Genomic DNA, 25,596 nt, shown 5'->3' with positions numbered 1-25,596 from the left:
GGGGGCGATCAATGCGCCTCTAGAAGTGGGTCGAGCGCGCGAACGTGCTCGACCTGCCAGCCAAGCGGAACCACATCGCCCACCGCCAGCGCAGGATCGAGCTCGGCAATCGGCTGTTTCACGAAGAAGTCGGTCTTGCCACAGACTTCCAGGCGAACCCGGACGTGGTCGCCCAGATAGATGAATTCCGCAACCCTCCCTGAGAAGCGGTTGACACAACTTTCACTGGAGCCGTTGAGGCTCACGCGCTCCGGACGAATCGACAGGGTCACCGGCTCGCCGGTCTCGCCGACGTTGACCGCCAGCGCCTCGACCTTCTCGCCACGCCCCAGCTCGACCACGCAGCGGTCGCCGCTGTGGCTGTGCAGGCGGCCGTTGAGCCGGTTGTTCTCGCCGATGAAGTTGGCGACGAAGGTGTTCTTCGGTTCTTCGTAAAGGGTGCGTGGCGGGGCGATCTGCTGGATTTCGCCCTGGTGGAACACCGCGACCCGATCGGACATGGTCAGGGCTTCGCCCTGGTCGTGGGTCACGTAGACCACGGTCACGCCGAGGCGTTGGTGCAGGTGCTTGATTTCCATCTGCATGTGTTCGCGCAGCTGTTTGTCCAGCGCGCCGAGGGGTTCGTCCATCAGCACCAGCTGTGGCTCGAACACCAGCGCCCGGGCCAGGGCCACCCGTTGCTGCTGGCCACCGGACAGTTGCGCCGGATAACGCTGGGCGAAGGACTCGAGCTGGACCATGCTCAGCACGCGTTTGACCCGCTCGCTGATGTCGGTCTTGCTCAGGCCACGTACCGACAGCGGGAACGCCAGGTTCTCGGCCACGGTCATGTGCGGGAACAGCGCATAGTTCTGGAACACCATGCCGATATCGCGCTTGTGCGGCGGCACGTTGTTGATCGCCCGCCCGGCCAGCTGGATTTCCCCGGCGGTCGGGGTCTCGAAGCCGGCCAGCATCATCAGGCTGGTGGTCTTGCCGGAGCCGGATGGCCCGAGCAGGGTAAGGAACTCGCCTTTGCGAATTTCCAGGTTGAGGTCTTTGACGATCAGGTTTTCGCCGTCGTAGCTCTTTTGCACACCACGGAAACTGACCAGTACATCACTCGCCCCAGCGCTTGAATCGACCTCGCTCATACCCACACCTTTTGTTTTTTGACGGCTGTGGACTAAGCCTAGTGGAGGCCACAAGCCGCGCAAATCGGGGGGTATGAGAGATTGGCCTCAGTCGGATGGAAGGTTCCTTGTAGGAATCCCCCTACAAGGATGGCGCGATTGGACAAGTCCCGGCACACGCCTGACGGCGATCATGGCTATAAGCCGGTTTTCGTGTCGCAAATGGGTACGTGTAGCCGCCGCAGGCTGCGATCGAGGGCGAAGCACTCGTGATCCAGGCAGCGCGATTGAGCTGAAAATCCCCAGGGCCAGGTTTAGCGACAGCTGCGCTGTCGATCGCAGCCTGCGGCAGCGGCTACAGATCCATTCAAAGCAGCTTGTGCTCCATCGCATACTTCACCAGCTCGGCCAGGGAGGTGATGTTGAGTTTCTGCATCAGCCGCGCCTTGTGGGTGCTGATGGTCTTGCTGCTCAAGGCCAGCTGCTGGGCGATATCGTTGACGTTGGCACCCTGGGCCAGCCGTTCGAACACGGAGAACTCACGCTCCGACAGCAGGGAATGCAGGGGCCGGGTATCCGTCAGGCCGACTTCGAAAACCATCCGGTCGGCCAGTTCCGGGTCGATATAACGCCCGCCTGCCGCCACCTTGCGAATCGCTGTCAGCAGCAGCGCCGGGTCGCTGTCCTTGGTGGCATAACCGGCCGCTCCCACTTTCAGCGCCCGGGCCGCCATCTGTGCTTCGTCGTGCATCGACAGCACCAGGATCGCCGGTGGATTGTTCAGCGCGCGGATCCGCGGGATCGCCTCCAGGCCGTTGACGCCAGGCATGGAAATATCCAGCAGCACAACCTCGCAAGGCACGTGGCGCAGGGTTTCCAGCAACTGCTCGCCATTGCTCGCCTCCCCCACCACCGTCAGGTCCTTGGCCAGGCCGATCAACTGCTTGATGCCTTCGCGAACGATGGTGTGGTCTTCGGCTACCAGTACACGGATCACAGCTCGTACCTCTTCTTATTAGTGATGATCTCTGCAGCGGCGAGTCTGCTCGCGCCTACAGGTCCAGCGGCACAGTAACGCTCAGGGTGGTGCCCTCGCCCAGCTGACTGTCCAGGGTCAGGCTGCCGCCCATGATCAGCACCCGCTCGCGCATGCCCACCAGACCGAAGGACGTCGGCCGCCCGGCCTCGACTACGAAACCCTGGCCGTCGTCGCTGATGGTCATGCACAGCTGATTGTGCTCGAGGCTCAGGGTCAGTTCGACAGTATGCGCCTGTGCATGGCGCATCACGTTGGTCAGCGCCTCCTGGAGGATGCGGAACAGACCGATGGCCTTGGCGTCGCTGAGCACCGGCAGGTTGTCGGGCACCTGCACCAGGCAAGGAATCTGCGTGCGCGCCTCGAAACGCCGCGCCTGCCACTCGATGGCCGAGGCGATGCCGGCATCGAGAATCGGCGGGCGCAAGGCCGTGGCCACATCGCGCACCAGCTGGAACAGCTGGGCGATCAGGCGCTTCATACTGTTCAGGCGTTCGTGCAGCCCCGGATCGAGTTGCGCGTAGGCCAGCTCGCACATCGAGGTCTCCAGCTTGAGCACCGTGAGCATCTGCCCCAACTCGTCATGCACTTCCCGGGCGATACGAGCCTTTTCCTCTTCGCGCACGCTTTCCAGGTGCGCCGATAGCTCGCGCAGTTGCTCGCGCGAGCTGGCCAGTTCCAGTTCGATGCGCTTGCTTTCGCTGATGTCCCAGACGATACCGTCCCAGACATAGGCGCCGTCCTCGAGCTGGCGGGTGATGGCCTTGATTTCCGCCCAGCGCTGTTCGCCCTGGCGGGTCAGGATCCGCCCCTGCCAGGACCAGTCGCTGTCGGTGTCCAGGGCATGGTCCTGGGTCTGGTGGTAACTGGCCCGATCTTCCGGGTGCACCAGGCTGCGCAACCCTATGTCGCGGTGGCTGAGGGTCGCCGGGGAGTAACCCACCAGGCTCTCGCTGCCTTCGCTGATGTAGGCGAAATCGATCTGCCCGGTCACCGGCGCCCGTTCCAGGCGGAACACCAGCCCCGGTACGTTGGCGGCGATCCCCTGCAACCGCGCTTCGCTTTCCTGCAGGGCGGCCAGGGCGCGACGACGCTCGGTGACGTCAGTGAGGTAAACCACCAGGTACTCGCCATCGCGAAAGCGCAGAAAGCTCAGCGACACATCGGCCGGCAGGATGCTGCCGTCGGCGCGGACACACTGGGTCTCGAAGCTGGGCGGCGCGTCCTCGCTGGCACGCGCGCGCTTCCACAGGCCAAGCCAGCGGTCCATGTGCAGGTTGGGTTCGAAGTCGCTCAACGGCCGGTCGACCACCGCCCCCGACGCATAACCCAGCATGCTTTCGGCCGCGCGGTTGGCGTAGCGTACATGGCTGTCCCAGTTGACCCAGAGAATGCCCACCGTGCTCTGGTCGATGGAAAACTGGGTCAGGCGCAAGGCTTCTTCACTGGCCTCGCGCCGGGCCAGGTCCTCGCGGGTGGTCAGCAACCGCTGCTCGAGCGCCTGTTGCTGGCGGCGCTGCCAGATAACGATGGCCATGCTCGCCAACAGCAGCACGGCCAGCAACAGACTGAGGTTCTGCCAGAAACCGCGGGACTCGCTCAGCCGCGGATACTTGGGCTGCAGCCAACGATTGTGCAACTGCTCCAGATCCTTGGCGGCGATACCGTGCAAGGCGCGTTGCACGATATCCGCCAGCTCGGGCCAGTCGCGCCGGGTAGCCACCCGCAGCAGTTGCGGCAGGCCGATATCGCCCACCACCGCCAGGCCGGCGAATTCCGGTTCCGCCGACAAACGACTGAGCTGCGCCTCATCGATCACCGCATAACGCGCCTGCTGACTGAGCAGCAATTGCAGGGCCTGGCGCTCCAGGGGCACGCCCTGCAGATTGAGATTGGAGTAAGTCGCACGCAGGTAGTCTGCCACCGCGCTGGGCATGCGCACCGCCACGCGAGTCTGGCTGTCGAGCTTTTCCAGCTCCACCGCGCCGGCGCCCTTCTGCTCGCCGACCACCAGTTGCGGGACGCGCATGTAGGGATCGGAAAACTGCCAGAGCCGCAGGCCGGCCGGGGTCTGGCTCAGGCCCGGGGCCATATCGACTTCACCGGCGCGCACCGCCGCCTCCAGCTGCGCCTGATCGGCAAAGTTGCGCCAACTCAGCTCGACCTTCATCGCCTGGGCCAGCCACTGCATCAGTTCGATATTGGCGCCAGACAAGCGTTGCAGCCGACGGTCGTACTGGGCGTAGGGGGCCTGGAGCACCACGCCGACCCGCAGTTCCCGGTGCTGTTCCAGCCATTGCTGCTGCGCGGGATTCCACTGCGCCTGGGCGATATGCGGCGCAGGCACCGCCCAGGCCATCAAGGGAAGGCAGATACAGCCGATAACCAGCAGGCAGCGAAAACGCATCATCTGAAGTCTCACACACTGACAAATACTGACCAACCCATTAGGCTGCCGGGATTACTTCTGGCCTGGAATAACCGATGCCCCTTGTCCATCGCACGGCACTGCCTGCATTGTGCCTGTCGCTGATCCTGCCTTGTGCCTTTTCGGTCAAGGCCGAGGATCCGCAACCCGCCCCGGCAGAACAGGCTGCCGTGGAAAAACCGGCCGAGCGCCAGCCGCTCCTTGAGCGTAGCCAGGAAGATGCCGCGGCCCTCGAACGCGTCATACCGCCCAGCGAACAACAGTCACTGCAAACCGGCAGCGAGAGCTTTCTGGCCCTGTGGAAACCGGCCAACAGCAGCGACCCCAAGGGCGCGGTGATTATCATCCCCGGCGCAGGCGAAACCGCTGACTGGCCTCAAGCAATCGGCCCTTTGCGCAACAGATTGCCGGACGCCGACTGGAGCAGCCTGAGCCTGACCTTGCCCGACCTGCAGAGCGATGCGACGCAACCGCGCATCGTCGAGGCCGAACCTGCGCCCGAGGCCGCCGACACTAGCAGCAAAGATGCCGCCACGGCAGCGCCCAAGCCGATCGAACAGGCCGCCGGTGGCGAAGCCGAGATTGCCGATCGCGCGGTGGTGGAGAGCAGCGAAGAACAGGCCAAGGCCGATGCCGAGCGAATCTTTGCCCGTATCGACGCCGCGGTAACCTACGCCCAGCAGCAGAACGCCCGTAGCATTGTGCTGCTGGGTCATGGCAGCGGCGCCTACTGGGCCACACGCTACCTGAGCGAAAAACAGCCGCCGGAGATTCAGAAACTGGTGCTGGTGGCTGCCCAGACTCCGTCCATCGGCAAGCCCGGACTCGCGGAACTGACCCCGACCCTGAAGCTGGCGACCGCCGACTTTTTCTACAAGGACAACGCGCAGGCTCGTAAGAGCGCCCTGGAACGCCTGCAAGCGAGCAAGCGCCTGAAGAACGCCAACTTCACCCAGATCTCGCTCAATGCCCTGCCGGGAAACAGCACAGCTGAAAACGAACAGCTGTTCAGACGCGTACGCGGCTGGCTGAGCCCGCAACCCGCGCAAGACTGAATCCCGCCACGCTCGGCCCCGCTCCTGTTTGCCAGGGGTGGCGCCAAACGTGAGGCATTTCCCTCTAACGCATCTCTCTAACGAAAATCCCGGCGCTCGCGGATCAGCGCGTAAGCGCTGTGCAGCTCGCGGGTTTTCTCCGTGGCTTCCCGCACCTGCAACGGGCTTGCGCCGCTGCCGGCAATCTTGTCCGGGTGATGGCGGCTGAGCAGGCGCCGGTAGGCGCGCTTGATTTGCGAAGGCTCACTGGTCGCCGAGACACCCAGCAGGCGCAATGCGTCCTGATAGGTGCCACTGCTGTTGGCCAACGGTTTTTTGCTCGGCTCATAGTCCGCCGCCAACGCCTGCACCTGCTGCACGGTCCAGCCCAGCCACTTGCCCCAGAGCTGGATCAGCTCACGCTCGGCGGGGCTGGCCCGGCCATCGGCCCAGACCATCCGCCAGCATGCGCGCAATACACCCTCGGCGGCATGAGGCTGCGCCGCCAGGCGTCGCAGGTAGCCCCGCAACCGATCGTTACCCGACTTGCCCCGATTGAACGCGGCAATGGCGCGGCGCTGTGCGACCTCACTCATATCCAGCGAGCGCATTTCCAGACGCGCCTGCTGGATATGCCCGTCGACCACCCGGCCATCGCTTTTCGCCAACCGCCCCAAGAGTACGAATAGCAGTTCATCGTTGCGCAGCGCCGGTCGACCGCCCAGACGCTCACGCACCTGGGCCCAGCTATGCAGTTGCAGGCGCCGGTCCAGCGCCTGTCCCAGCAACGCTCCCAGCATGGCCCCCGGGATACTGGCTATGGCAAAGCCAGCCCCGGCTCCGATCAGAGTCCCTGGCCACAACATATCAGTGACTCGCTTCTAACAAGGTTTCGACTTCCGCCAGGCGCTCATGGGTACCGACATCGACCCAGTGACCCTGCAAACGCTCGCCGCTGACCTGTCCATCGGCCATGGCCTTGCGCAGCAGGGGCGCCAGTTTGAACGCGCCCGGTGTGCAGCCCTGGAACAGGTCCGGGTGCAACACCGCGATCCCGCTGTAGGTCAGAGTCTGCGCGCCCGGCTCGGCGTCCCGCACCCGGGCATCGCTGAGGACGAAATCCCCGGCGGTGTGGTGAGCCGGGTTATCCACCAGCACCAGGTGCGCCAGCGCGTCCAGCGGACGGTTCAACGAGCGGAAATCGTAATCGGTCCAGACATCGCCGTTGACCACCACAAAGGGCTCGTCGCCCAGCAACGGCAAGGCGCGGAAAATACCGCCACCGGTTTCCAGTGGCTCGCCCTCCGGCGAATAGCGGATGCTCAGGCCGAAGCGCGAACCATCGCCCAGGTGATCCTCGATCTGCTGCCCCAGCCAGGCGTGGTTGATGACGATTTCGGTAAAGCCCGCCCGCGCCAGTGCCCGCAGGTGATACTCGATCAGCGGCACACCGGCGGCGCGGATCAACGGCTTGGGGGTGGTCAGGGTCAAGGGGCGCATCCGTTCGCCCTTGCCCGCGGCCAGAATCATCGCCTTCATACACAGGCTCCGACAGGTTGACGCAGGCTGGCCAACAGCTCACCCAACTCCGCCAGCTCCGGCCGACGAGCCACGACGGCTTCTATATAAGCGAAGAAACGCGGCACGTCGCCCAGGTAGCGGGGCTTGCCGTCGCGGTGGCAGATCCGCGCGAAGATCCCGATCACCTTGAGATGGCGCTGTACCCCCATCAGGTCGCTGGCGCGCAGGAAATCCTCGAAATCGGGCTGTACCGCGATCCCGAGCAGGGACGCTTGCTGCCAGTAGCCTTCCAGCCAGCCGCGCACCCGCGCTTCGGGCCAGCTGAGAAAGGCATCCTTGAACAGACAGGTGACGTCATAGGTCACCGGGCCGTAGACCGCGTCCTGGAAATCCAGCACGCCCGGATTGGGCTCGCTGAGCATCAGGTTGCGCGGCATATAGTCACGATGCACCAGCACCTTGGGCTGGGCCAGGGCGCTTTCGATCAACAGCTCGCTGACCCGCTGCCATTGGCCGCGCTGGCGCTCATTCAGCTCGACGCCCAGCTCGCGTCCCACGTACCACTCGGGAAACAGTTCCAGTTCACGGCGCAGCAAAGCGACGTCATAACTGGGCAATGGCGCATCCATCGGCAACTGCTGGAAAGCCAGCAAGGTTTGCAGCGCATCCTTGAACAGGGCGTCGGCATTTTCGCCGTCGATCACGTCCAGATAGGTTTTGTTGCCCAGATCATTGAGCAAAAGAAAGCCGCGCGACAAATCTTCTGCATAAATTTTCGGCACATTGATTGCGGATTTTGCCAACAGATGGGCGATATCCACGAAGGGTTTGCAGTTTTCCTGGGGCGGTGGAGCATCCATCACCACAAAGCTGCGGCCTTCGCCTTCCCAGCGGAAATACCGCCGGAAACTCGCGTCGCTGCTGGCCGCGGTCAATGTGGCCGGGGGCACGGGGCCCCATCCGTTGGAGGCATAAACAATCGACAACTGCTCATCGAGCCAAACTTTCAGGTGTTGCAAGCGTACATCTTGGTCAGGCATTGCAAGGGTCTCCGACGGCGCTAGCCGTCAAGCGGGTCATGCTTTATTATCCAGCATCTTTTTCAGACCATCGAGAGGCGTGCGGCCCACACCGCGGGCAGATGGCACGCAGGAAGCCCGGACTAATAAGATGGCATTGAAATCCCCCGCGTTTCGTAAAAAATTTCCGTTGTTGGTTACTGGCAGTCTGCTGGCCCTGCAACCCCTAGCCACTTCGTTCGTGGTCGCCGCAGAACAGTATGACTGCTCAGTCTCTGCTTCAGGTGGCTGGGACTGCGCGCCGAAAACCAGCGCCGCCCAACTGCCTCCGCGCCCTGTGCATGACGCGAGTGCGGTCAGTTCGAGCACCGCTACATCGGCCGAAGGCGGCGAAACCAGCGAAGACACCGGCGCCAAGCCGATGCTGGTTACCGAGTCCAAGGGCCGCGGCCTGAAGTCCCGCAGCGAAGACTACAGTCACCTCGACTGGGTTCCGCGCGAGAAGCTGACCGCCGCCCAGTTGGCCGAGACCGGTCCTTACTGCGCTGGTGCTTATATCGAACCGATTCGTCCTGGCATGAATGACAAGACGAATAAAAGTGACGCCCCGACCTTTATCGGCGCCAAGGCTTCGCGTTATCAGCAGGAGCAGCAGATCGCTACCCTGGCCGGTGACGTGGTCATGCGCCAGGGCAGCATGCAGGTCGAGGCCGACGAGGCCAACCTGTACCAGGCCGAGAATCGTGGCGAGCTGAACGGCAACGTCCGCCTGCGCGACAACGGCGCCCTGCTGGTCGGCGATCATGCCGATGTACAACTGGACACCGGCGAGGCCAAGGTCGACAACGCCGAATATGTGATGCACAAATCGCGCATCCGCGGTAACGCGCTGTACGCCAAGCGTGCCGAGAACGCGATCATCCGTCTCAAGGATGGTACGTACACCACGTGCGAACCAAGCAGCAACGCCTGGCAGCTCAAGGGCAACAACATCACCCTGAACCCGGCGACCGGCTTTGGCACCGCGACCAACGTGACGTTACGCGTCAAGGACATTCCGGTCCTGTACACGCCGTACATCTATTTCCCGATCGACGACCGTCGCCAGTCCGGCTTCCTGCCGCCGACCATCGGCAGCGGCAGCGATACCGGCTTCATGCTGGTTACCCCGTACTACTTCAACCTGGCGCCGAACTACGACGCCACGTTGTACCCGCGCTACATGAGCAAGCGCGGCCTGTTGATGGAAGGCGAATTCCGTTACCTGACCAAGTCCAGCGAAGGTCAGTTCGGCGCGGCGTACCTCAACGACGAAAACGACGACCGCAAGCTGCAGTCGGACTACGAAAAAACCCGTTACATGTACAACTGGCAGCACAAGGGCGGGCTCGATTCGCGTCTGATGACCGAGGTCGACTACACCAAGATCAGCGACCCGTACTACTTCCAGGATCTGCAAACCGACCAGATCGGTGTGGAAAGTCGTGATTTCGTGAATCAGCAGGGTGCAGTGACCTATCGCGGCGATACCTATACCGCACGCCTCAATGCTCAAGCCTATGAGCTGGCGACTGTATCCAACACCACGCCTTACAACCGTCTGCCGCAGATCACTTTGAGTGGTTTCTTGCCACAACATCCGGGCGGCCTGGACTTTAAATATGAAACCGAGATTGTTCGGTTCGAACGAGATCTTAAAACAGGTACGTACACTGACGAGGATGGTGGAGTAGCTGATCGTCTGGACACCAACGTTTTCGGCTTAGCTCGTGCCAATGGTAACCGTCTCAATCTCGCTCCTTCTGTGAGCCTTCCTCTGAACTGGACGTATGGTTTCCTGAAACCATCGCTCAAGTATCAGTACACCCAGTACGATCTGGATCTCGACGGTCAGGGTAAGCTCGACATTGCTAACCAAGGCCCGGAAGGAGACCGCCTGAACGGTACTTATAGCAGCAACCAGAACCGTGGCGTGCCTATCGCCAGCATCGACAGTGGCTTGTACTTCGATCGCAACACCCAATGGTTCGGCAAAAACTACCGTCAGACCCTGGAACCACGCCTCTACTATCTCTATGTACCGGAGAAAGACCAGAGCGACATCCCGGTATTCGATACCAGCGAGTCTACTTTCAACTACTCGTCGCTGTTCCGTGATAACCGTTTCACCGGCTCCGACCGTGTAGGCGACGAAAACAAACTGTCTCTCGGCGTCACCAACCGCTGGATCGAAGAAAACGGCTTCGAACGTCAGCGCATCAGTATCGGCCAGGCCTTGTACTTCAAGGACCGCGAAGTCCAGTTGCCGGGTATCGATGCGAAGACCCGCGATGACGCACACTCCAATGTTTCGCCTTATGCGCTGGAATACGAGTACCGCTGGAACCGCGACTGGCGTACCACTGCCGACTACAACTGGGATCCGGACAGCCACAGCCCGCGCTCCGGCAGTGCGATGTTCCACTACCAGCCGGAAGACAACCCGAACAAGGTCATCAACGCCGGTTATCGTTATCGCAACGACCTGGTTCGTTACGACCAGTCCACGGGTAAATGGTCGGTGGGTGGTGGTGACTACGGCACCCCAGGCACTCCTGGCTACGTGAAGGACTATTACAAGATCAAGCAGCACGACTTCTCGGTGATCTGGCCGATCGTGCCGCAATGGAACCTGATCAGCCGCTGGCAGTACGACTACAACCGCAACCGTACTCTCGATGCCTTCGGTGGTTTCGAATACGACAACTGCTGCTGGAAACTGCGCCTGATCAACCGTTACTGGGTCAAGTATGACGAATTCAGTCAAGACGCCCCGCAGAACGAGAAAGGCGACCATGGCATCTTCCTCCAAATCGTCCTGAAAGGACTCGGCGGCCTGACCGGCGCCAAGGTAGAGAGCTTCCTCGACAAAGGCATTCAAGGTTACCGTGAACGTGAAGACCAAGCTTTCTGATTGTCTGCGCCCGCTGATGCTGGGCGCGTTGTTCCTGGGTACCGCGGCGAGTGCCGCGGTACAACCCATCGACAAAGTGGTGGCCATCGTCGATAACGACGTGGTCATGCAGAGCCAGCTGGACCAACGGGTTCACGAAGTTCAGCAAACCATCGCCAAGCGCGGCGGCGGCATGCCTCCCGCCGATGTTCTGAACCAGCAGGTACTGGAACGCCTGATCGTCGAAAACCTGCAACTGCAGATCGGCGAACGCTCCGGCATCCGCATTACCGATGAAGAGTTGAACCAGGCTGTCGGCACCATCGCCCAACGCAACAACATGACACCCGATCAGTTCCGTGCCGCCCTGGCTCGTGATGGCCTGTCCTATCAGGACGCCCGTGAACAGATCCGCCGCGAGATGATCATCAGCCGTGTGCGCCAGCGCCGTGTTGCCGAACGCATTCAGGTCTCCGAGCAGGAAGTGAAGAACTTCCTCGCCTCCGACCTGGGCAAGATGCAGCTGTCCGAAGAGCTGCACCTGGCCAATATCCTGATTCCAACCCCGGAAAGCGCCAACTCCGAAGCGATTCAGAGCGCCGCGCGCCAGGCCATGGACATCTATCAGCAGCTCAAGCAAGGCGCCGACTTCGCTCAACTGGCCATCGCCCGCTCGGGTAGCGACAACGCCCTGGAAGGCGGCGACATGGGCTGGCGTAAAGCCGCTCAACTGCCCCCTCCGTTCGACCGCGAACTGAGCGCCATGGCAGTGGGCGATATCACCCAGCCAGCCCGCACTCCAGGCGGTTTCATCATCCTGAAGCTGTTGGAAAAACGCGGCGGCGGCAATCAGATGCGTGACGAAGTGCATGTCCGTCACATCCTGATCAAGCCAAGTGAGATTCGCAGCGAAGAAGAAACCAAGCGCCTGGCCCAGAAGCTCTACGAGCGCATCGAAGCCGGCGAAGACTTTGCCGAACTGGCGAAAAGCTACTCGGAAGATCCGGGTTCCGCCCTCAACGGTGGCGACCTCAACTGGATCGACCCGAACGCCCTGGTGCCCGAGTTCCGCGACGTGATGGCCAAGACCCCGCAAGGGCAACTGTCCAAGCCGTTCCAGAGCCCCTACGGCTGGCACGTACTGGAAGTCCTTGGCCGCCGCGCCACCGACAGCACCACCCAGGCTCGCGAACAACAAGCCATGACTGTGCTGCGTAACCGCAAATACGACGAAGAGCTGCAAACCTGGCTGCGCCAGATTCGCGACGAAGCCTACGTCGAGATCAAACTTCCTGGCGCTGACCAGGCGGCACAGTGAAACCCAAGCGTTTCGCGCTCACCCCCGGCGAGCCAGCCGGCATAGGTCCCGACCTGTGCCTGTTGCTCGCCTCGCAACAACAGCCACACCCCCTGATCGCCATCACCAGCCGCGACCTGCTTACCGAGCGGGCCGCGCAGCTGGGTGTGGCCGTCAGCCTGATTGCGGTCGGCCCCGACAATTGGCCAAACCAGCCGGCCGCCGCCGGTAGCCTCTATGTCTGGGATACCCCGCTGTCGGCCAAGGTCGTCGCTGGTCAGCTGGACAAGGCCAACGCCGCATTCGTCCTGGAAACCCTGGCCCGGGCCGGCCAAGGCTGTCTGGACGGGCATTTCGACGGCATGATTACCGCCCCGGTGCACAAGGGGGTGATCAACGAATCCGGTATCGCCTTTTCCGGCCATACCGAGTTTCTCGCCGACCTGACGCATACCGAACAAGTGGTAATGATGCTGGCCACCCATGGCCTGCGCGTGGCACTGGTGACCACTCACCTGCCCCTGCGGGACATTGCCGACGCCATTACTCCGGAGCGCCTGGAGCGGGTTACACGCATTCTGCATGCAGACCTGCACAACAAATTCGGCATCGCCCAGCCACGTATCCTGGTCTGCGGGCTCAACCCGCATGCCGGCGAAGGCGGACACCTGGGCCATGAAGAAATCGATATCATCGAACCCACCCTGGAGCGTCTGCGTAACGAAGGCATGGACCTGCGCGGCCCCCTGCCCGCCGACACTCTGTTTACCCCCAAATATCTGGAGCACTGCGACGCAGTGCTGGCGATGTACCATGACCAAGGGCTGCCTGTGCTGAAATACAAAGGTTTCGGCGCCGCGGTCAACGTGACGCTGGGCCTGCCGATCATCCGTACCTCGGTCGACCACGGCACTGCCCTGGATCTGGCCGGCAGCGGCAAGATCGATACCGGCAGCCTGAAAGTCGCCCTGGAAACCGCCTACCAGATGGCCGAGACCCGTTTATGACCGAGCAATACCAGCACCGGGCGCGCAAGCGCTTCGGCCAGAACTTCCTGCATGACGCCGGCGTGATCGACCGCATCCTGCGCTCCATCAATGCCAAGTCCGGCGACCGCATGCTGGAAATCGGCCCGGGCCAGGGCGCCCTGACCGAAGGCCTGCTCAACAGCGGCGCCCAGCTGGACGTGGTCGAGCTGGACAAGGACCTGGTGCCGATCCTCAACCAGCAGTTCGCCGGCCGGGACAATTTCAGCCTGCACCAGGGCGACGCCCTGAAGTTCGATTTCAACAGCCTGAATGCCGCGCCTGGCAGCCTGCGCGTGGTCGGCAACCTGCCCTACAACATCTCCACCCCGCTGATCTTTCACCTGCTGCAAAACGCCGGGCTGATCCGCGACATGCACTTCATGCTGCAGAAAGAAGTGGTAGAGCGCCTCGCCGCAGGCCCGGGCGGTGGTGACTGGGGCCGCCTGTCGATCATGGTCCAGTACCACTGCCGCGTGGAGCATCTGTTCAACGTCGGCCCTGGCGCATTCAATCCGCCACCGAAAGTCGACTCGGCGATCGTCCGCCTGGTGCCACATGCGGTACTGCCGCACCCGGCCAAGGATCATCGCCTGCTGGAGCGCATCGTCCGCGAAGCCTTCAACCAGCGCCGCAAGACCCTGCGCAATACCCTCAAGGCCCTGCTTTCCAGCGCCGAGATCGAAGCCGCCGGTGTCGATGGCAGCCTGCGTCCGGAGCAACTGGACCTGGCAGCCTTCGTTCGCCTGGCCGACAAGCTCGGCGAACAAGCCGCGGACACTGCCAGCGCCAGCTGACACGCCACCAGCGTTATCGGGTAAGACGCCAGGCGCCATGTCTGGTTTACTACCCGATACTTGGCCTAGACTGACCTCCATCAGTTTTATCCCGCGTCCCGCTTCGTTTTAAGGCCCCTTGCATGTCCGATCCTCGCTATCAGATCGACGTCAGCGTCGTCACCCGCTTTCTCGCAGAACAGTCGCAACCCGAGCAGAACCGCTTTGCCTTCGCCTACACCATCACCGTACAGAACAATGGCCTGCTGCCCGCCAAATTGCTCTCCCGGCACTGGGTGATCACCGATGGCGACGGGCACGTCGAAGAAGTCCGCGGTGCCGGCGTCGTCGGCCAGCAGCCGCTGATCGCCGCAGGAAAAAGCCACACCTACAGCAGTGGTACGGTCATGACCACGCGCGTCGGCAATATGCAGGGCAGCTATCAGATGCTCGCCGAAGACGGCAAACACTTCGACGCCATCATCGCCCCCTTCCGCCTGGCGGTGCCCGGAGCCCTGCACTGATGACCACTTATGCCGTCGGTGACCTGCAAGGCTGCCTGGGGCCGTTGCAGTGCCTGCTTGAAAAGGTCGCTTTCGACCCGGCCAAGGATCGCCTGTGGCTGGTTGGCGATCTGGTCAACCGCGGCCCACAGTCGCTGGAAACCCTGCGCTTTCTTTATGCCATGCGCGATTCCCTGGTGTGCGTGCTGGGCAATCACGACCTGCACCTGCTGGCCGTCTGGCGCAATATCGAGCGCCTGAAGAAAGCCGATACCCTGAGCGAGATCCTCAACGCGCCAGATTGCGAGGAATTGCTCCAGTGGCTGCGCCAGCAAAAGCTGATGCATTATGACGAACAGCGCAACGTCGCCCTGGTACACGCGGGGATACCGCCGCAGTGGTCGCTGAAAAAGGCCCTCAAGTACGCCGCCGAAGTCGAAGAGGCATTGCGTGACGACAACCGCTTCGAGCCCTATCTGGACGGTATGTACGGCAACGATCCGATAAAATGGGACAGCGAACTCAAAGGCGTGACCCGCCTGCGGGTGATCACCAACTATTTCACTCGCATGCGTTTCTGCACCAGCGATGGCAAGCTCGACCTCAAGGGCAAGGAAGGGCCGGACACCGCTCCACCGGGTTACGCCCCATGGTTCGAGCACAAGGAACGCAAGACCCGGGACGTGAAAATCATCTTCGGTCACTGGGCCGCCCTTGAAGGCAACTGCAACCAGCCCGGCGTCGTCGCCCTGGACACTGGCTGCGTCTGGGGCGGCGCCCTGACCCTGCTGAACGTCGACACCGGCCAACGCCTCGAATGTGAGTGCGACGCCCACGGCCACATCAAGCCCCAGGCCAATCAACCTTCCCCTGAACCCATGCCAATCACCGCCAAGCGCTAGACGGCGCTTGCCACCAGGCCCAGGAGCCCGCCATGAGCGAATTCAAACGCATCCCCCCAGAACAGGCCCAGGTACTGCGCGAGCAAGGCGCCGTGGTGGTCGACATCCGCGATCCGCAGACCTTTGCCTTGAACCACATCAGCGGCTCCCTGCATCTGGACAACCACTCCATCTCCGACTTCATCCGCAATGCCGATCTCGACGCCCCGCTGGTGGTCGTCTGCTATCACGGCAACTCCAGCCAAAGCGCGGCGGCCTACCTGATCAGCCAGGGATTCTCCGACGTCTACAGCCTGGACGGTGGTTTCGAACTGTGGCGAACCACCTACCCTGCGGAAATTGCCCAAGGCAACGCCGAATAATTTTTTCTGTGCTCCAGCCCGCGTCATTCGCGGGCTGGCGCCGCGACCGACGAACGGTCACTTGAACAAATTGCGTATTCCACCTTTATCTCCCCGATTCCGAACTATCCTTAGCCTCAGGCCATCCAATCAGGGGAGAGCCGGTACACCGGCGTGCGGGTCATCGGTACTAGCTTTCAAGGTCGATAGCTTTGAAAGTGTTCTGGGGGGTAAACAGCAGCCGGATTCCCGGTTGCATGCCAGCACTTGACTGACTGATCCGGCGTCGGCTCCACGTATCGAGCGAGGTGACGTCATGAGTATTTTTAGCCACTTCCAACAACGCTTCGAATCCACACGCCAGGAAGAGTTCTCGTTACAGGAGTACCTGGAGCTCTGCAAAAAAGACCGTAGCGCCTACGCGTCGGCCGCTGAACGCCTGCTTCTGGCTATTGGTGAACCAGAGCTGCTGGACACATCGACCAATTCGAGACTGTCACGGATCTTCTCCAACAAAGTGATCCGTCGCTATCCGGCCTTTGAGGACTTCCATGGAATGGAAGAATGCATCGACCAGATCGTCTCCTATTTCCGCCATGCCGCTCAGGGCCTGGAAGAGAAGAAACAGATCCTCTACCTCCTCGGTCCCGTCGGTGGCGGTAAATCATCCCTGGCCGAGAAACTCAAACAACTGATCGAGAAGGTGCCCTTCTACGCCATCAAGGGCTCCCCGGTATTCGAGTCGCCTCTCGGGTTGTTCAACGCCACGGAAGATGGCGCAATCCTCGAAGAAGACTTCGGCATTCCACGGCGTTACCTGAACACCATCATGTCGCCCTGGGCCACCAAGCGCCTGTCCGAGTTCGGCGGCGATATCAGCCAGTTCAGGGTGGTCAAGCTCTATCCCTCGATCCTCAACCAGATCGCGGTCGCCAAGACAGAACCGGGAGACGAGAACAACCAGGACATTTCCGCCCTGGTGGGCAAGGTCGATATTCGCAAGCTGGAGGAATTCCCGCAGAACGACGCCGACGCCTATAGCTATTCAGGTGCATTGTGCCGGGCCAACCAGGGCCTGATGGAGTTCGTCGAAATGTTCAAGGCACCGATCAAGGTGCTGCACCCATTGCTGACGGCCACCCAGGAAGGCAACTACAACAGTACCGAGGGTCTGGGCGCGATCCCCTTCACCGGCATCCTGTTGGCTCACTCCAACGAATCGGAATGGCACACCTTCCGTAACAACAAGAACAACGAAGCCTTCATCGACCGGATCTATATCGTCAAAGTCCCTTACTGCCTGCGGGTCAGCGACGAAGTCAAAATCTACGACAAGCTGCTGTTCAACAGCTCCCTGTCCAAGGCGCATTGCGCTCCCGACACCTTGAAAATGCTCGCTCAGTTCACCGTGCTCTCGCGCCTCAAAGAGCCGGAGAACTCGAACATCTACTCGAAAATGCGCGTCTACGATGGCGAGAACCTCAAGGACACCGATCCGAAAGCCAAGTCGATTCAGGAATACCGTGACGCCGCCGGTGTAGACGAGGGCATGAACGGCCTGTCGACCCGCTTCGCCTTCAAGATCCTGTCGAAAGTCTTCAACTTCGATCCCCATGAGATCGCGGCCAACCCGGTGCATCTGCTCTACGTGCTCGAGCAACAGATCGAGCAGGAACAATTCCAGGCGGAAACCCGCGAACGCTACCTGCGCTTCCTGAAGGAATACCTGGCTCCACGCTACATCGAGTTCATCGGCAAGGAGATCCAGACCGCGTACCTGGAGTCCTACAGCGAATATGGCCAGAACATCTTCGACCGCTATGTGCTGTATGCGGACTTCTGGATTCAGGATCAGGAATATCGCGATCCGGAAACCGGCGAGATCCTCAATCGGGTCGCGCTCAACGAAGAACTGGAGAAAATCGAGAAACCGGCCGGCATCAGCAATCCGAAGGACTTCCGCAACGAGATCGTCAATTTCGTACTGCGAGCCCGAGCCAACAACAACGGCAAGAACCCAACCTGGCTCAGCTACGAAAAACTGCGGGTGGTTATCGAGAAGAAAATGTTCTCCAACACCGAGGATCTGCTCCCGGTCATCAGCTTCAATGCCAAGGCCAGCAAAGAGGATCAACAGAAACACAACGACTTCGTTACTCGAATGGTCGAGCGCGGCTACACCGACAAACAGGTACGACTGCTGTCCGAGTGGTATCTGCGGGTCAGAAAATCGCAGTAACCCGCCGGTTGCACCGGTTGTCGTTAGCCAGGAGCCTGTCTTAGCGATTTCTGCTACACAGGCTTCAGGAAGCGCGTTTGAACGTTCGCAGCGAGGCTCGGGCAGAGTACCGGCGGCAAGGCACCTTACCCGCCCCCTCTCCCCGTCCGGGCCGCTTGCGAGCATCAAGACCGCTTCTAAGGAGCAGTCATGAGTTATGTGATCGACCGACGTCTCAATGGCAAGAACAAGAGCACGGTAAACCGCCAGCGGTTTCTGCGGCGTTATCGTGACCACATCAAGAAGGCCGTCGAAGAGGCGGTCAGCCGCCGTTCCATCACAGACATGGAGCATGGCGAACAAATCAGCATCCCAGGCCGGGATATCGATGAACCCGTGCTCCATCATGGGCGCGGCGGCAAACAGACCGTGGTGCACCCGGGAAACAAGGAGTTCACGGCCGGAGAGCACATCGCACGCCCTCAAGGCGGGGGTGGCGGAGGCGGCCGGGGCAAGGCGGGCAATTCCGGCGAAGGCATGGACGAGTTCGTTTTCCAGATTACCCAGGAGGAGTTCCTCGAGTTCATGTTCGAGGACCTGGAACTGCCGAACCTGGTCAAGCGCAACCTGACCGGGACCGACACCTTCAAGACTGTCCGGGCCGGGATCAGCAACGAGGGCAATCCCTCGCGCATCAACATCATTCGGACGCTGCGCTCGGCCCATGCCCGGCGCATCGCCCTGTCCGGCAGCAGCCGGGCAAAACTGCGCGAAGTCAAAGAAGAGCTTGAACGCCTGAAACGCGAAGAACCGGACAACTTCGGCGATATTCAGGAAATGGAAGCGGAAATCGAGCGTCTCAGCGCCCGCATTCATCGGGTGCCATTCCTCGACACCTTCGACCTCAAGTACAACCTGCTGGTCAAACAGCCTAACCCCAGCTCCAAGGCCGTGATGTTTTGCCTGATGGACGTTTCCGGCTCCATGACCCAGGCCACCAAGGACATCGCCAAGCGTTTCTTCATCCTTCTATACCTGTTTCTCAAGCGTAACTACGACAAGATCGACGTAGTGTTCATCCGCCACCACACCAGCGCACGCGAGGTGGACGAGGAGGAGTTCTTCTACTCCCGGGAAACCGGCGGCACCATCGTCTCCAGCGCCTTGAAACTGATGCAGGAGATCATGGCCGAGCGTTATCCGAGCAACGAGTGGAACATCTACGCCGCCCAGGCTTCCGACGGCGATAACTGGAACGACGACTCGCCGATCTGCCGCGACATCCTGATCAACCAGATCATGCCCTTCGTGCAGTACTACACTTACGTGGAGATTACCCCGCGTGAACATCAGGCCCTGTGGTTCGAATACGAGCGCATTGCCGAAGCCTTTTCCGATACTTTCGCCCAGCAGCAACTGGTCTCGGCCGGAGATATCTATCCGGTCTTCCGTGAACTCTTCCAGCGCAGGTTAGTGACATGACCGCCAGAGAGCAGAAACGCCAGCCTATCTCCACCGGTTCGGAATGGACGTTCGAGCTGATCCAGGCCTACGACCGCGAAATCAGCCGTATCGCGGCGCGCTACGCCTTGGATACCTATCCCAACCAGATCGAAGTGATCACCGCCGAACAGATGATGGATGCCTATGCCTCTGTCGGCATGCCCCTGGGTTATCACCATTGGTCTTACGGCAAGCATTTCCTTAGTACCGAAAAGTCCTACAGCCGTGGCCAGATGGGGCTGGCCTACGAGATCGTGATCAACTCTGACCCCTGCATCGCCTACCTGATGGAAGAAAACACCATCTGCATGCAGGCACTGGTGGTGGCCCACGCCTGCTACGGCCATAACAGCTTCTTCAAGGGCAACTACCTGTTCCGTACCTGGACGGATGCCAGCTCGATCATCGATTACCTGGTGTTCGCCAAGCAGTACATCATGCAGTGCGAAGAGCGCCATGGCATCGATGCCGTGGAAGACCTGCTGGACTCCTGCCATGCCCTGATGAACTACGGAGTGGACCGCTACAAACGTCCTTATCCGATTTCCGCGGAAGAAGAACGGCGCCGGCAAAAGGATCGGGAAGAACACCTGCAGAAACAGATCAACGACCTGTGGCGCACCATTCCCAAAGGTACGGACAAGTTCAGCGACAAGGACAACGCGCGCTTCCCCGCCGAACCGCAGGAAAACATCCTGTATTTCATCGAGAAACACGCGCCGCTGCTGGAACCATGGCAACGGGAAATCGTGCGGATCGTGCGCAAGATCGCCCAATACTTCTACCCGCAGCGCCAGACCCAGGTGATGAACGAAGGCTGGGCAACGTTCTGGCACTACACCCTGATGAACGACCTGTATGACGAAGGCCTGGTGACCGATGGCTTCATGATGGAGTTCCTCGCCTCCCACACCAGCGTGGTCTTCCAGCCCGGCTTCGACAGCCCTTACTACAACGGTATCAACCCCTACACCCTGGGTTTCGCCATGTACCGCGATATCCGGCGCATCTGCGAAGAACCGACCGAGGAGGACCGCCGCTGGTTCCCGGAACTGGCCGGGACCGACTGGCTTTCCAGCATCAAGTTCGCCATGAGCAGCTTCAAGGACGAGAGCTTCATCCTGCAGTACCTGTCACCCAAGGTCATCCGCGACCTCAAGCTGTTCAGCATCCTGGACGACGACCAGAAAGACGACCTGCTGGTACCGGCCATTCATGACGAAAGCGGCTATCGGATCATCCGCGAAACCCTTGCCGCCCAGTACAACCTGGGCAACCGCGAGCCTAACGTGCAGATCTGGAGCATCGACAGGCGAGGCGACCGTTCGCTGACCCTGCGCCATCAACAGCACGACCGCAAACCCTTGGGCGACTCTACCGACGAGGTCCTCAAGCACCTGCACCGGCTGTGGGGGTTCGACATCCATCTGGAAACCCTGCAGGGCGACCAGGTGATGAAAACCCATCACGTACCGCCAAGAAGCGATCACAACGAAGGGGACTATGGCCGCCTGGACCTGGCGGTCATCCACCTCTGAGCGCATGACAAACCTCCGAAAGCTCGGCGCAAGGGTTATTCTGTCGGGCTAACGGAGGTTTTTTATGCAGATTTACAAGGTCGGCGGTGCGGTACGCGATCGCCTGCTGGGCAAACCGGTAACCGACATCGATTGGGTGGTAGTCGGCGCCACGGCCGAAGAAATGCTCGCCAAGGGTTTTCGCCCGGTGGGTTCGGACTTTCCGGTCTTTCTTCACCCCAAGAGCGGCGAGGAATACGCCCTGGCCCGCACCGAACGCAAGAGCGGTCGTGGCTATGGTGGCTTTACCTTTCACGCCAGCCCCGAGGTCACTCTCGAAGAAGACCTGATCCGCCGTGACCTGACGATCAATGCCATGGCGGAAGACGACCAGGGTGTTCTGACGGATCCGTATCACGGCCAGCAGGACCTGAAAAACCGCCTGCTGCGCCATGTTTCCCCGGCATTCGCCGAAGATCCCCTGCGCGTCCTGCGCGTTGCCCGCTTTGCTGCCCGCTACGCAGGACTCGGCTTCCGAGTAGCGCCTGACACCCTCGAGCTGATGCGCCAGCTCAGCGGATCAGGCGAGCTGGAAGCTCTGACGCCGGAACGCAGCTGGAAGGAAATCTCCCGCGCACTGATGGAAGATCACCCTCAAGTGTTCATCCAGGTACTGCGTGATTGTGACGCGCTCAAAGTCCTGCTGCCTGAAGTGGAGGCGCTGTTCGGTGTTCCGCAACCCGCCGTCCATCACCCGGAGATCGATAGCGGTGTGCATACACTGAGCGTTCTCGAGCAGGCGGCACTGCACAAGCAGCCATTGAGCGTGCGCTGGGCGTGCCTGTTGCACGACCTGGGCAAGGGCCTGACACCGCAAAGTGAATGGCCGCAACACATCGCGCACGAGCACAAGGGCCTGAAGCTGATCAAGCAGGTCAATGAACGCTTCAAGGCGCCACGCGACTGTCAGGAACTGGCGCTGCTGGTGGGTCAGTACCACACCCACGGCCATCGCGCCCTCGAACTGAAACCTTCGACATTGGCAGAACTGCTGCAGAGCTTTGACGTGTACCGGCGGCCGCAACGCTTCGAGGAGTTTATCGCCGCCTGTGAAATGGATGCTCGTGGCCGTCTCGGCCTGGAGGAGCGAGCCTATCCCCAGGCGGACTATCTGCGCGGCGCGGCCACGGCGGCGCGAACAGTCGCGGTACAACCGCTGCTGGAGCAGGGATTCAAGGGGCCGGAGCTGGGGGAGGCGCTGAAACGGGAACGACTGAAGGCGCTGAAGGCCTACAAGGAACAGTACTCACAGTAAGAAACATCACGAGCAAGCGCCGCCATAGGAGCCAGCTTGCTCGCCAGCCGATCGCCGTCGGCCAGAACTGCGCCAGCCAGGGCTATCCCAGCTCCGGCGGCGTCAGCTGCCTGCCCCGCCACTCGAATGCCACGGGCGCCAGCACCTGGTCGATCCGGGCCTCGTGCCAGAGGGTAGCGAAGTCCTGCCCCGCCAGCGGATGAACCCGCCCCGGCGCCATCAGCGACAAGGGCCAAAGCACAAAGGCGTTCTTCAGAATTTCTGCACGCGGCAGGATCAAACCGTCGAAATTGCCCACCAGATCGCCGTACAACAGCACATCGATATCCAGCGGCAAGCCTTTGCGGTCCGGGGCATAACGACCGTTGTCCGCTTCAATGAACTTCAATCGACGGTCCAGCTCCATCAGCGGCAAATCGGTAAAGCCCGAAACCACCAGATTGAAGAACGGCCCGCTCTTGATCCCCACCGGCTGGCTTTCGAACACCGCCGAGCAGCGCATATCCAGCAGGAAGCCCGCCAGGGCATCGAGCCCGGCCAGCAGATGGGTTTCACGCTCGATATTGCTGCCGAGCCCAAGAAATACCTGAGTTAGCGACATCCGCGCTCGATCTCCACGCCAACACCTTTGGCGGCCGCGACAGCACCGGGTTTGGTCAGCTTGAGGTGCAACCAGGGAATATGGAACTCGCTCATCAGGACCTCCGCCAGACGCTCGGCAAAGGTTTCCACCAGTTGGAATTGTGCCTGTTCGGCAAACGCCTGGATCCGCGAAGACACGCTGGCATAGTCGAGCGCCAGGGTCAGGTCGTCACCGGCGGCGGCCGGGCGGTTGTCCCAGGCGAAGCTCAGGTCAAGGCGCAGGCACTGCCGGATGCCTCGCTCCCAGTCGTAGGCACCGATCACCGTGTCGACTTCCAGGCCCTCGATAAACACTCTGTCCAAGCACTCTTCTCCGCAGCACGACAAGGGCGCAATGCGCCGTTAGAATCAGGGCGTCCTCGCCCGGAATAGTTAGCATGTTTTGGTTACTGGCGATCTTCGCCTACCTGCTCGGCTCGCTGTCCTTCGCCATCTTGCTCAGCCGCCTGACCGGTACACCCGATCCGCGAATGAGTGGCTCGGGCAATGCCGGCGCCACCAACATGCTGCGCCTGGCCGGCAAGAAACTGGCGGTACTGACCTTGCTCGGCGATCTGCTCAAAGGGCTGTTGCCCGTGCTGATCGCCAGTCTCGCAGGCCTTTCGCTCCAACAACAGGCCTGGATCGGGCTCTACGCCGTACTGGGCCATCTGTTCCCGGTGTACTTCCGCTTTCGCGGCGGCAAGGGTGTCGCCACCGCCGCCGGGATGCTGCTGGGGCTTTACCCGCCAGCGGCGCTCCTGGCCATTGCCGCCTGGCTCCTGACCTTCTACCTGACCCGCACCAGCTCGCTGGCGGCCCTGATCGCCACGCCCCTGACCTTGCCATTGCTGGCCTGGCAGGCACCAGCAGCGCTGCTGCCGATGAGCGTCCTCACACTGCTCATCGTCTGGCGCCACCGCGGCAATCTACGCGACCTGTTTGCCGGGCGCGAACGGCATTTCTGAATCCTGAAGATGAACCGGGCTCAGGTCAGCTTGATACCGACTCACAACGGCGACAGCTGCTCCATCGGCCAACGCGCCTGCACACTGATCGCCAGGCTTTCCTGCTGACCTGCCTGCAAACGCTGGCAACCAGCAAACGCGATCATCGCGCCGTTGTCGGTGCAGAACTCAGGACGGGCGTAAAACACATTCCCTTTCATCTCGCCGAGCATTTTTTCCAGCGACGCACGCAGCGCCTTGTTGGCGCTCACGCCGCCAGCGATTACCAGCCGCTTGAGTCCCGCCTGCTTCAAGGCTCGCTTGCATTTGATGGTCAGAGTTTCCACCACCGCCTGCTGGAAGGCGAGCGAGATGTCGCAACGGGTTTGCTCGCCGTCGTCCCCAGCGCTGACGCATTGTTGCCAGGTGTTCAGGGCGAAGGTTTTCAAGCCGCTGAAGCTGAAATCCAGCCCCGGACGATCGGTCATCGGCCGCGGGAAGACAAAGCGCCCGGCCACGCCTTGTGCGGCCAGGCGAGCGATTTCCGGACCACCCGGATAATTCAGGCCGATCATCTTCGCCGTCTTGTCGAAGGCTTCACCGGCAGCATCATCCAGGGTTTCGCCCATCAGCTCGTACTGGCCGATGCCATCGACCCGCACCAGCTGCGTGTGGCCACCGGAAACCAGCAAAGCGACGAACGGAAATTCCGGCGGTTGTTCTTCCAGCATCGGGGCCAGCAGGTGGCCTTCCATATGGTGCACACCCAGCGCCGGGATACCCCAGGCGAAGGCCAGCGCCTGGGCGCAGGAGGCACCCACCAGAAGGGCTCCGACCAGGCCGGGGCCCGCGGTATAGGCAATGGCGTCGATTTCAGTCGGTACGCAGTCCGCCTCGGCCAGGACCTGACGAATCAGGGGCAGCATGCGCTTGACGTGATCGCGAGAGGCCAGCTCCGGCACCACGCCACCATAGGCCCGATGCAGGTCGATCTGACTGAACAGCGCGTCGGCCAGCAGGCCCCGCTCGCTGTCGTAAAGCGCGACGCCGGTTTCGTCGCAGGAAGTTTCTAATCCCAGTACTAGCATGGGTTTGCGCCTTGTAGAGGCTAAATTCGAAGGCGCGCATAATAGTCGCCACTCCCTCAGCCGACCAGCGGTTTTCGATCAGAGGCTTTGCATTCCGAGCGATGAGGGGTTAACATCCGCAACCCTTAAAAACCGACGACCTCAGCCGCGATTTTTGCGACGAGAACGTTGACCCCGGTAATGAATGAAGGTAGCTCTGGATGCCAGCCGTCAAAGTTAAAGAGAACGAACCCTTCGACGTAGCTCTGCGTCGTTTCAAGCGCTCCTGCGAAAAAGCCGGTGTTCTGGCTGAAGTTCGTAGCCGCGAATTTTACGAGAAGCCGACTTCCGAGCGTAAGCGCAAAGCAGCTGCTGCTGTTAAGCGTCACGCCAAGAAAGTTCAGCGCGAACAGCGCCGCGCCGTACGTCTGTACTAATACACAGACGTTCGCTGCAAGCTTCTGCCAAGCCCGGCCCTCAGC

Annotated in this window: 23 protein-coding genes; 14 read left to right on the top strand and 9 right to left on the bottom strand. The window is 61.2% G+C overall.

Annotated features, from left to right (window positions below; all coding sequences use genetic code 11):
• Positions 1 to 8: 8 nt before the first annotated feature.
• From NRG23_RS22270 to NRG23_RS22260, 3 genes are all read right to left on the bottom strand, one after another.
• Entirely contained in the window at positions 9 to 1,133 is a 1,125-nt protein-coding gene (locus tag NRG23_RS22270; protein WP_257372106.1) for an ABC transporter ATP-binding protein, read from the bottom strand.
• 346 nt (positions 1,134 to 1,479) lie between these two features.
• Positions 1,480 to 2,109 carry a response regulator transcription factor gene (locus NRG23_RS22265; protein WP_007926150.1) on the bottom strand — a complete coding sequence of 210 codons (630 nt, stop codon included), beginning with the start codon at positions 2,107 to 2,109 and terminating at the stop codon, positions 1,480 to 1,482.
• A gap of 55 nt (positions 2,110 to 2,164) precedes the next feature.
• A complete protein-coding gene (locus tag NRG23_RS22260; RefSeq protein WP_038636381.1) occupies positions 2,165 to 4,558 on the bottom strand; it encodes a PAS domain S-box protein in 2,394 nt (797 codons plus the stop codon).
• Between the two features lie 74 nt (positions 4,559 to 4,632).
• On the opposite strand from NRG23_RS22260, the gene NRG23_RS22255 reads away from it, so the two are divergent.
• Positions 4,633 to 5,631, top strand: coding sequence for an alpha/beta hydrolase family protein (locus tag NRG23_RS22255; protein WP_257372105.1), 999 nt, complete (start codon positions 4,633 to 4,635; stop codon positions 5,629 to 5,631).
• A 77-nt stretch (positions 5,632 to 5,708) separates the two neighbouring features.
• On the opposite strand, the gene NRG23_RS22250 is transcribed toward NRG23_RS22255, so the two are convergent.
• Genes NRG23_RS22250 through NRG23_RS22240 form a run of 3 tightly spaced genes read right to left on the bottom strand, consistent with a single transcriptional unit; the run spans position 5,709 to position 8,171 of the window.
• Positions 5,709 to 6,476, bottom strand: a complete 768-nt coding sequence (locus NRG23_RS22250) for a TerB family tellurite resistance protein (RefSeq protein ID WP_009051155.1) — start codon at positions 6,474 to 6,476, stop codon at positions 5,709 to 5,711.
• Position 6,477: 1 nt separating this feature from the next.
• Positions 6,478 to 7,149, bottom strand: coding sequence for an N-acetylmuramate alpha-1-phosphate uridylyltransferase MurU (gene murU / locus NRG23_RS22245; RefSeq protein ID WP_016704061.1), 672 nt, complete (start codon positions 7,147 to 7,149; stop codon positions 6,478 to 6,480).
• Entirely contained in the window at positions 7,146 to 8,171 is a 1,026-nt protein-coding gene (locus NRG23_RS22240) for an aminoglycoside phosphotransferase family protein (RefSeq protein ID WP_101283729.1), read from the bottom strand. Before NRG23_RS22240 ends, murU begins: the two co-directional genes overlap by 4 nt.
• Before the next feature lie 130 nt (positions 8,172 to 8,301).
• Here NRG23_RS22240 and NRG23_RS22235 point away from each other — a divergent pair, with 130 nt between their 5' ends.
• The 11 genes from NRG23_RS22235 to NRG23_RS22185 all read left to right on the top strand — a co-directional run bounded on the left by NRG23_RS22235 (position 8,302) and on the right by NRG23_RS22185 (position 22,479).
• The gene (locus NRG23_RS22235; protein WP_257372103.1) at positions 8,302 to 11,103 is read left to right on the top strand and encodes an LPS-assembly protein LptD; all 2,802 of its coding nucleotides are present in this window, start codon (positions 8,302 to 8,304) and stop codon (positions 11,101 to 11,103) included.
• Positions 11,084 to 12,400: a peptidylprolyl isomerase SurA gene (surA, locus tag NRG23_RS22230; RefSeq protein ID WP_155772745.1), complete on the top strand. Its 1,317-nt coding sequence runs from the start codon at positions 11,084 to 11,086 to the stop codon at positions 12,398 to 12,400. The genes NRG23_RS22235 and surA overlap by 20 nt, the downstream gene beginning before the upstream one ends.
• Positions 12,397 to 13,386, top strand: a complete 990-nt coding sequence (gene pdxA, locus NRG23_RS22225; protein WP_041984687.1) for a 4-hydroxythreonine-4-phosphate dehydrogenase PdxA — start codon at positions 12,397 to 12,399, stop codon at positions 13,384 to 13,386. The genes surA and pdxA overlap by 4 nt, the downstream gene beginning before the upstream one ends.
• Entirely contained in the window at positions 13,383 to 14,201 is an 819-nt protein-coding gene (gene rsmA, locus NRG23_RS22220) for a 16S rRNA (adenine(1518)-N(6)/adenine(1519)-N(6))-dimethyltransferase RsmA (RefSeq protein WP_101283735.1), read from the top strand. The genes pdxA and rsmA overlap by 4 nt, the downstream gene beginning before the upstream one ends.
• Positions 14,202 to 14,323: 122 nt before the next feature.
• Complete coding sequence (gene apaG, locus NRG23_RS22215; protein ID WP_038575312.1) at positions 14,324 to 14,704, top strand: Co2+/Mg2+ efflux protein ApaG; 381 nt, start codon at positions 14,324 to 14,326, stop codon at positions 14,702 to 14,704.
• Positions 14,704 to 15,585: a symmetrical bis(5'-nucleosyl)-tetraphosphatase gene (locus tag NRG23_RS22210; RefSeq protein ID WP_257372100.1), complete on the top strand. Its 882-nt coding sequence runs from the start codon at positions 14,704 to 14,706 to the stop codon at positions 15,583 to 15,585. The genes apaG and NRG23_RS22210 overlap by 1 nt, the downstream gene beginning before the upstream one ends.
• 32 nt (positions 15,586 to 15,617) lie before the next feature.
• Positions 15,618 to 15,947 carry a thiosulfate sulfurtransferase GlpE gene (gene glpE, locus NRG23_RS22205; protein WP_257372098.1) on the top strand — a complete coding sequence of 110 codons (330 nt, stop codon included), beginning with the start codon at positions 15,618 to 15,620 and terminating at the stop codon, positions 15,945 to 15,947.
• A gap of 295 nt (positions 15,948 to 16,242) precedes the next feature.
• A complete protein-coding gene (locus NRG23_RS22200; protein WP_007926124.1) occupies positions 16,243 to 18,165 on the top strand; it encodes a PrkA family serine protein kinase in 1,923 nt (640 codons plus the stop codon).
• 189 nt (positions 18,166 to 18,354) lie between these two features.
• Positions 18,355 to 19,626: a YeaH/YhbH family protein gene (locus NRG23_RS22195; protein ID WP_009051164.1), complete on the top strand. Its 1,272-nt coding sequence runs from the start codon at positions 18,355 to 18,357 to the stop codon at positions 19,624 to 19,626.
• Entirely contained in the window at positions 19,623 to 21,185 is a 1,563-nt protein-coding gene (locus NRG23_RS22190) for a SpoVR family protein (protein WP_009051165.1), read from the top strand. Before NRG23_RS22195 ends, NRG23_RS22190 begins: the two co-directional genes overlap by 4 nt.
• A gap of 64 nt (positions 21,186 to 21,249) precedes the next feature.
• A complete protein-coding gene (locus NRG23_RS22185; RefSeq protein ID WP_009051166.1) occupies positions 21,250 to 22,479 on the top strand; it encodes a multifunctional CCA addition/repair protein in 1,230 nt (409 codons plus the stop codon).
• Positions 22,480 to 22,561: 82 nt separating this feature from the next.
• Here NRG23_RS22185 and folK read toward each other — a convergent pair whose 3' ends face one another.
• A complete protein-coding gene (gene folK, locus NRG23_RS22180; RefSeq protein ID WP_009051167.1) occupies positions 22,562 to 23,080 on the bottom strand; it encodes a 2-amino-4-hydroxy-6-hydroxymethyldihydropteridine diphosphokinase in 519 nt (172 codons plus the stop codon).
• The gene (gene folB / locus NRG23_RS22175) at positions 23,071 to 23,424 is read right to left on the bottom strand and encodes a dihydroneopterin aldolase (RefSeq protein WP_007926118.1); all 354 of its coding nucleotides are present in this window, start codon (positions 23,422 to 23,424) and stop codon (positions 23,071 to 23,073) included. Before folB ends, folK begins: the two co-directional genes overlap by 10 nt.
• 74 nt (positions 23,425 to 23,498) lie before the next feature.
• On the opposite strand from folB, the gene plsY reads away from it, so the two are divergent.
• Positions 23,499 to 24,068, top strand: a complete 570-nt coding sequence (gene plsY, locus NRG23_RS22170; RefSeq protein ID WP_009051169.1) for a glycerol-3-phosphate 1-O-acyltransferase PlsY — start codon at positions 23,499 to 23,501, stop codon at positions 24,066 to 24,068.
• Positions 24,069 to 24,109: 41 nt separating this feature from the next.
• Here the strand turns inward: plsY and tsaD are convergent, their stop codons facing one another.
• Positions 24,110 to 25,135, bottom strand: a complete 1,026-nt coding sequence (tsaD, locus tag NRG23_RS22165; protein WP_009045890.1) for a tRNA (adenosine(37)-N6)-threonylcarbamoyltransferase complex transferase subunit TsaD — start codon at positions 25,133 to 25,135, stop codon at positions 24,110 to 24,112.
• 200 nt (positions 25,136 to 25,335) lie between these two features.
• Between tsaD and rpsU the strand changes: the two genes are divergently transcribed.
• Positions 25,336 to 25,551: a 30S ribosomal protein S21 gene (gene rpsU / locus NRG23_RS22160; protein WP_002551877.1), complete on the top strand. Its 216-nt coding sequence runs from the start codon at positions 25,336 to 25,338 to the stop codon at positions 25,549 to 25,551.
• Positions 25,552 to 25,596 lie beyond the last annotated feature (45 nt).

Origin of the sequence: Pseudomonas sp. T8 (assembly GCF_024610635.1) — a bacterium.
Lineage (GTDB): Bacteria > Pseudomonadota > Gammaproteobacteria > Pseudomonadales > Pseudomonadaceae > Aquipseudomonas > Aquipseudomonas chlororaphis_I.
Note: the sequence above shows the minus strand (reverse complement) of the source record. Positions and strands in the feature narration are given on the sequence as shown.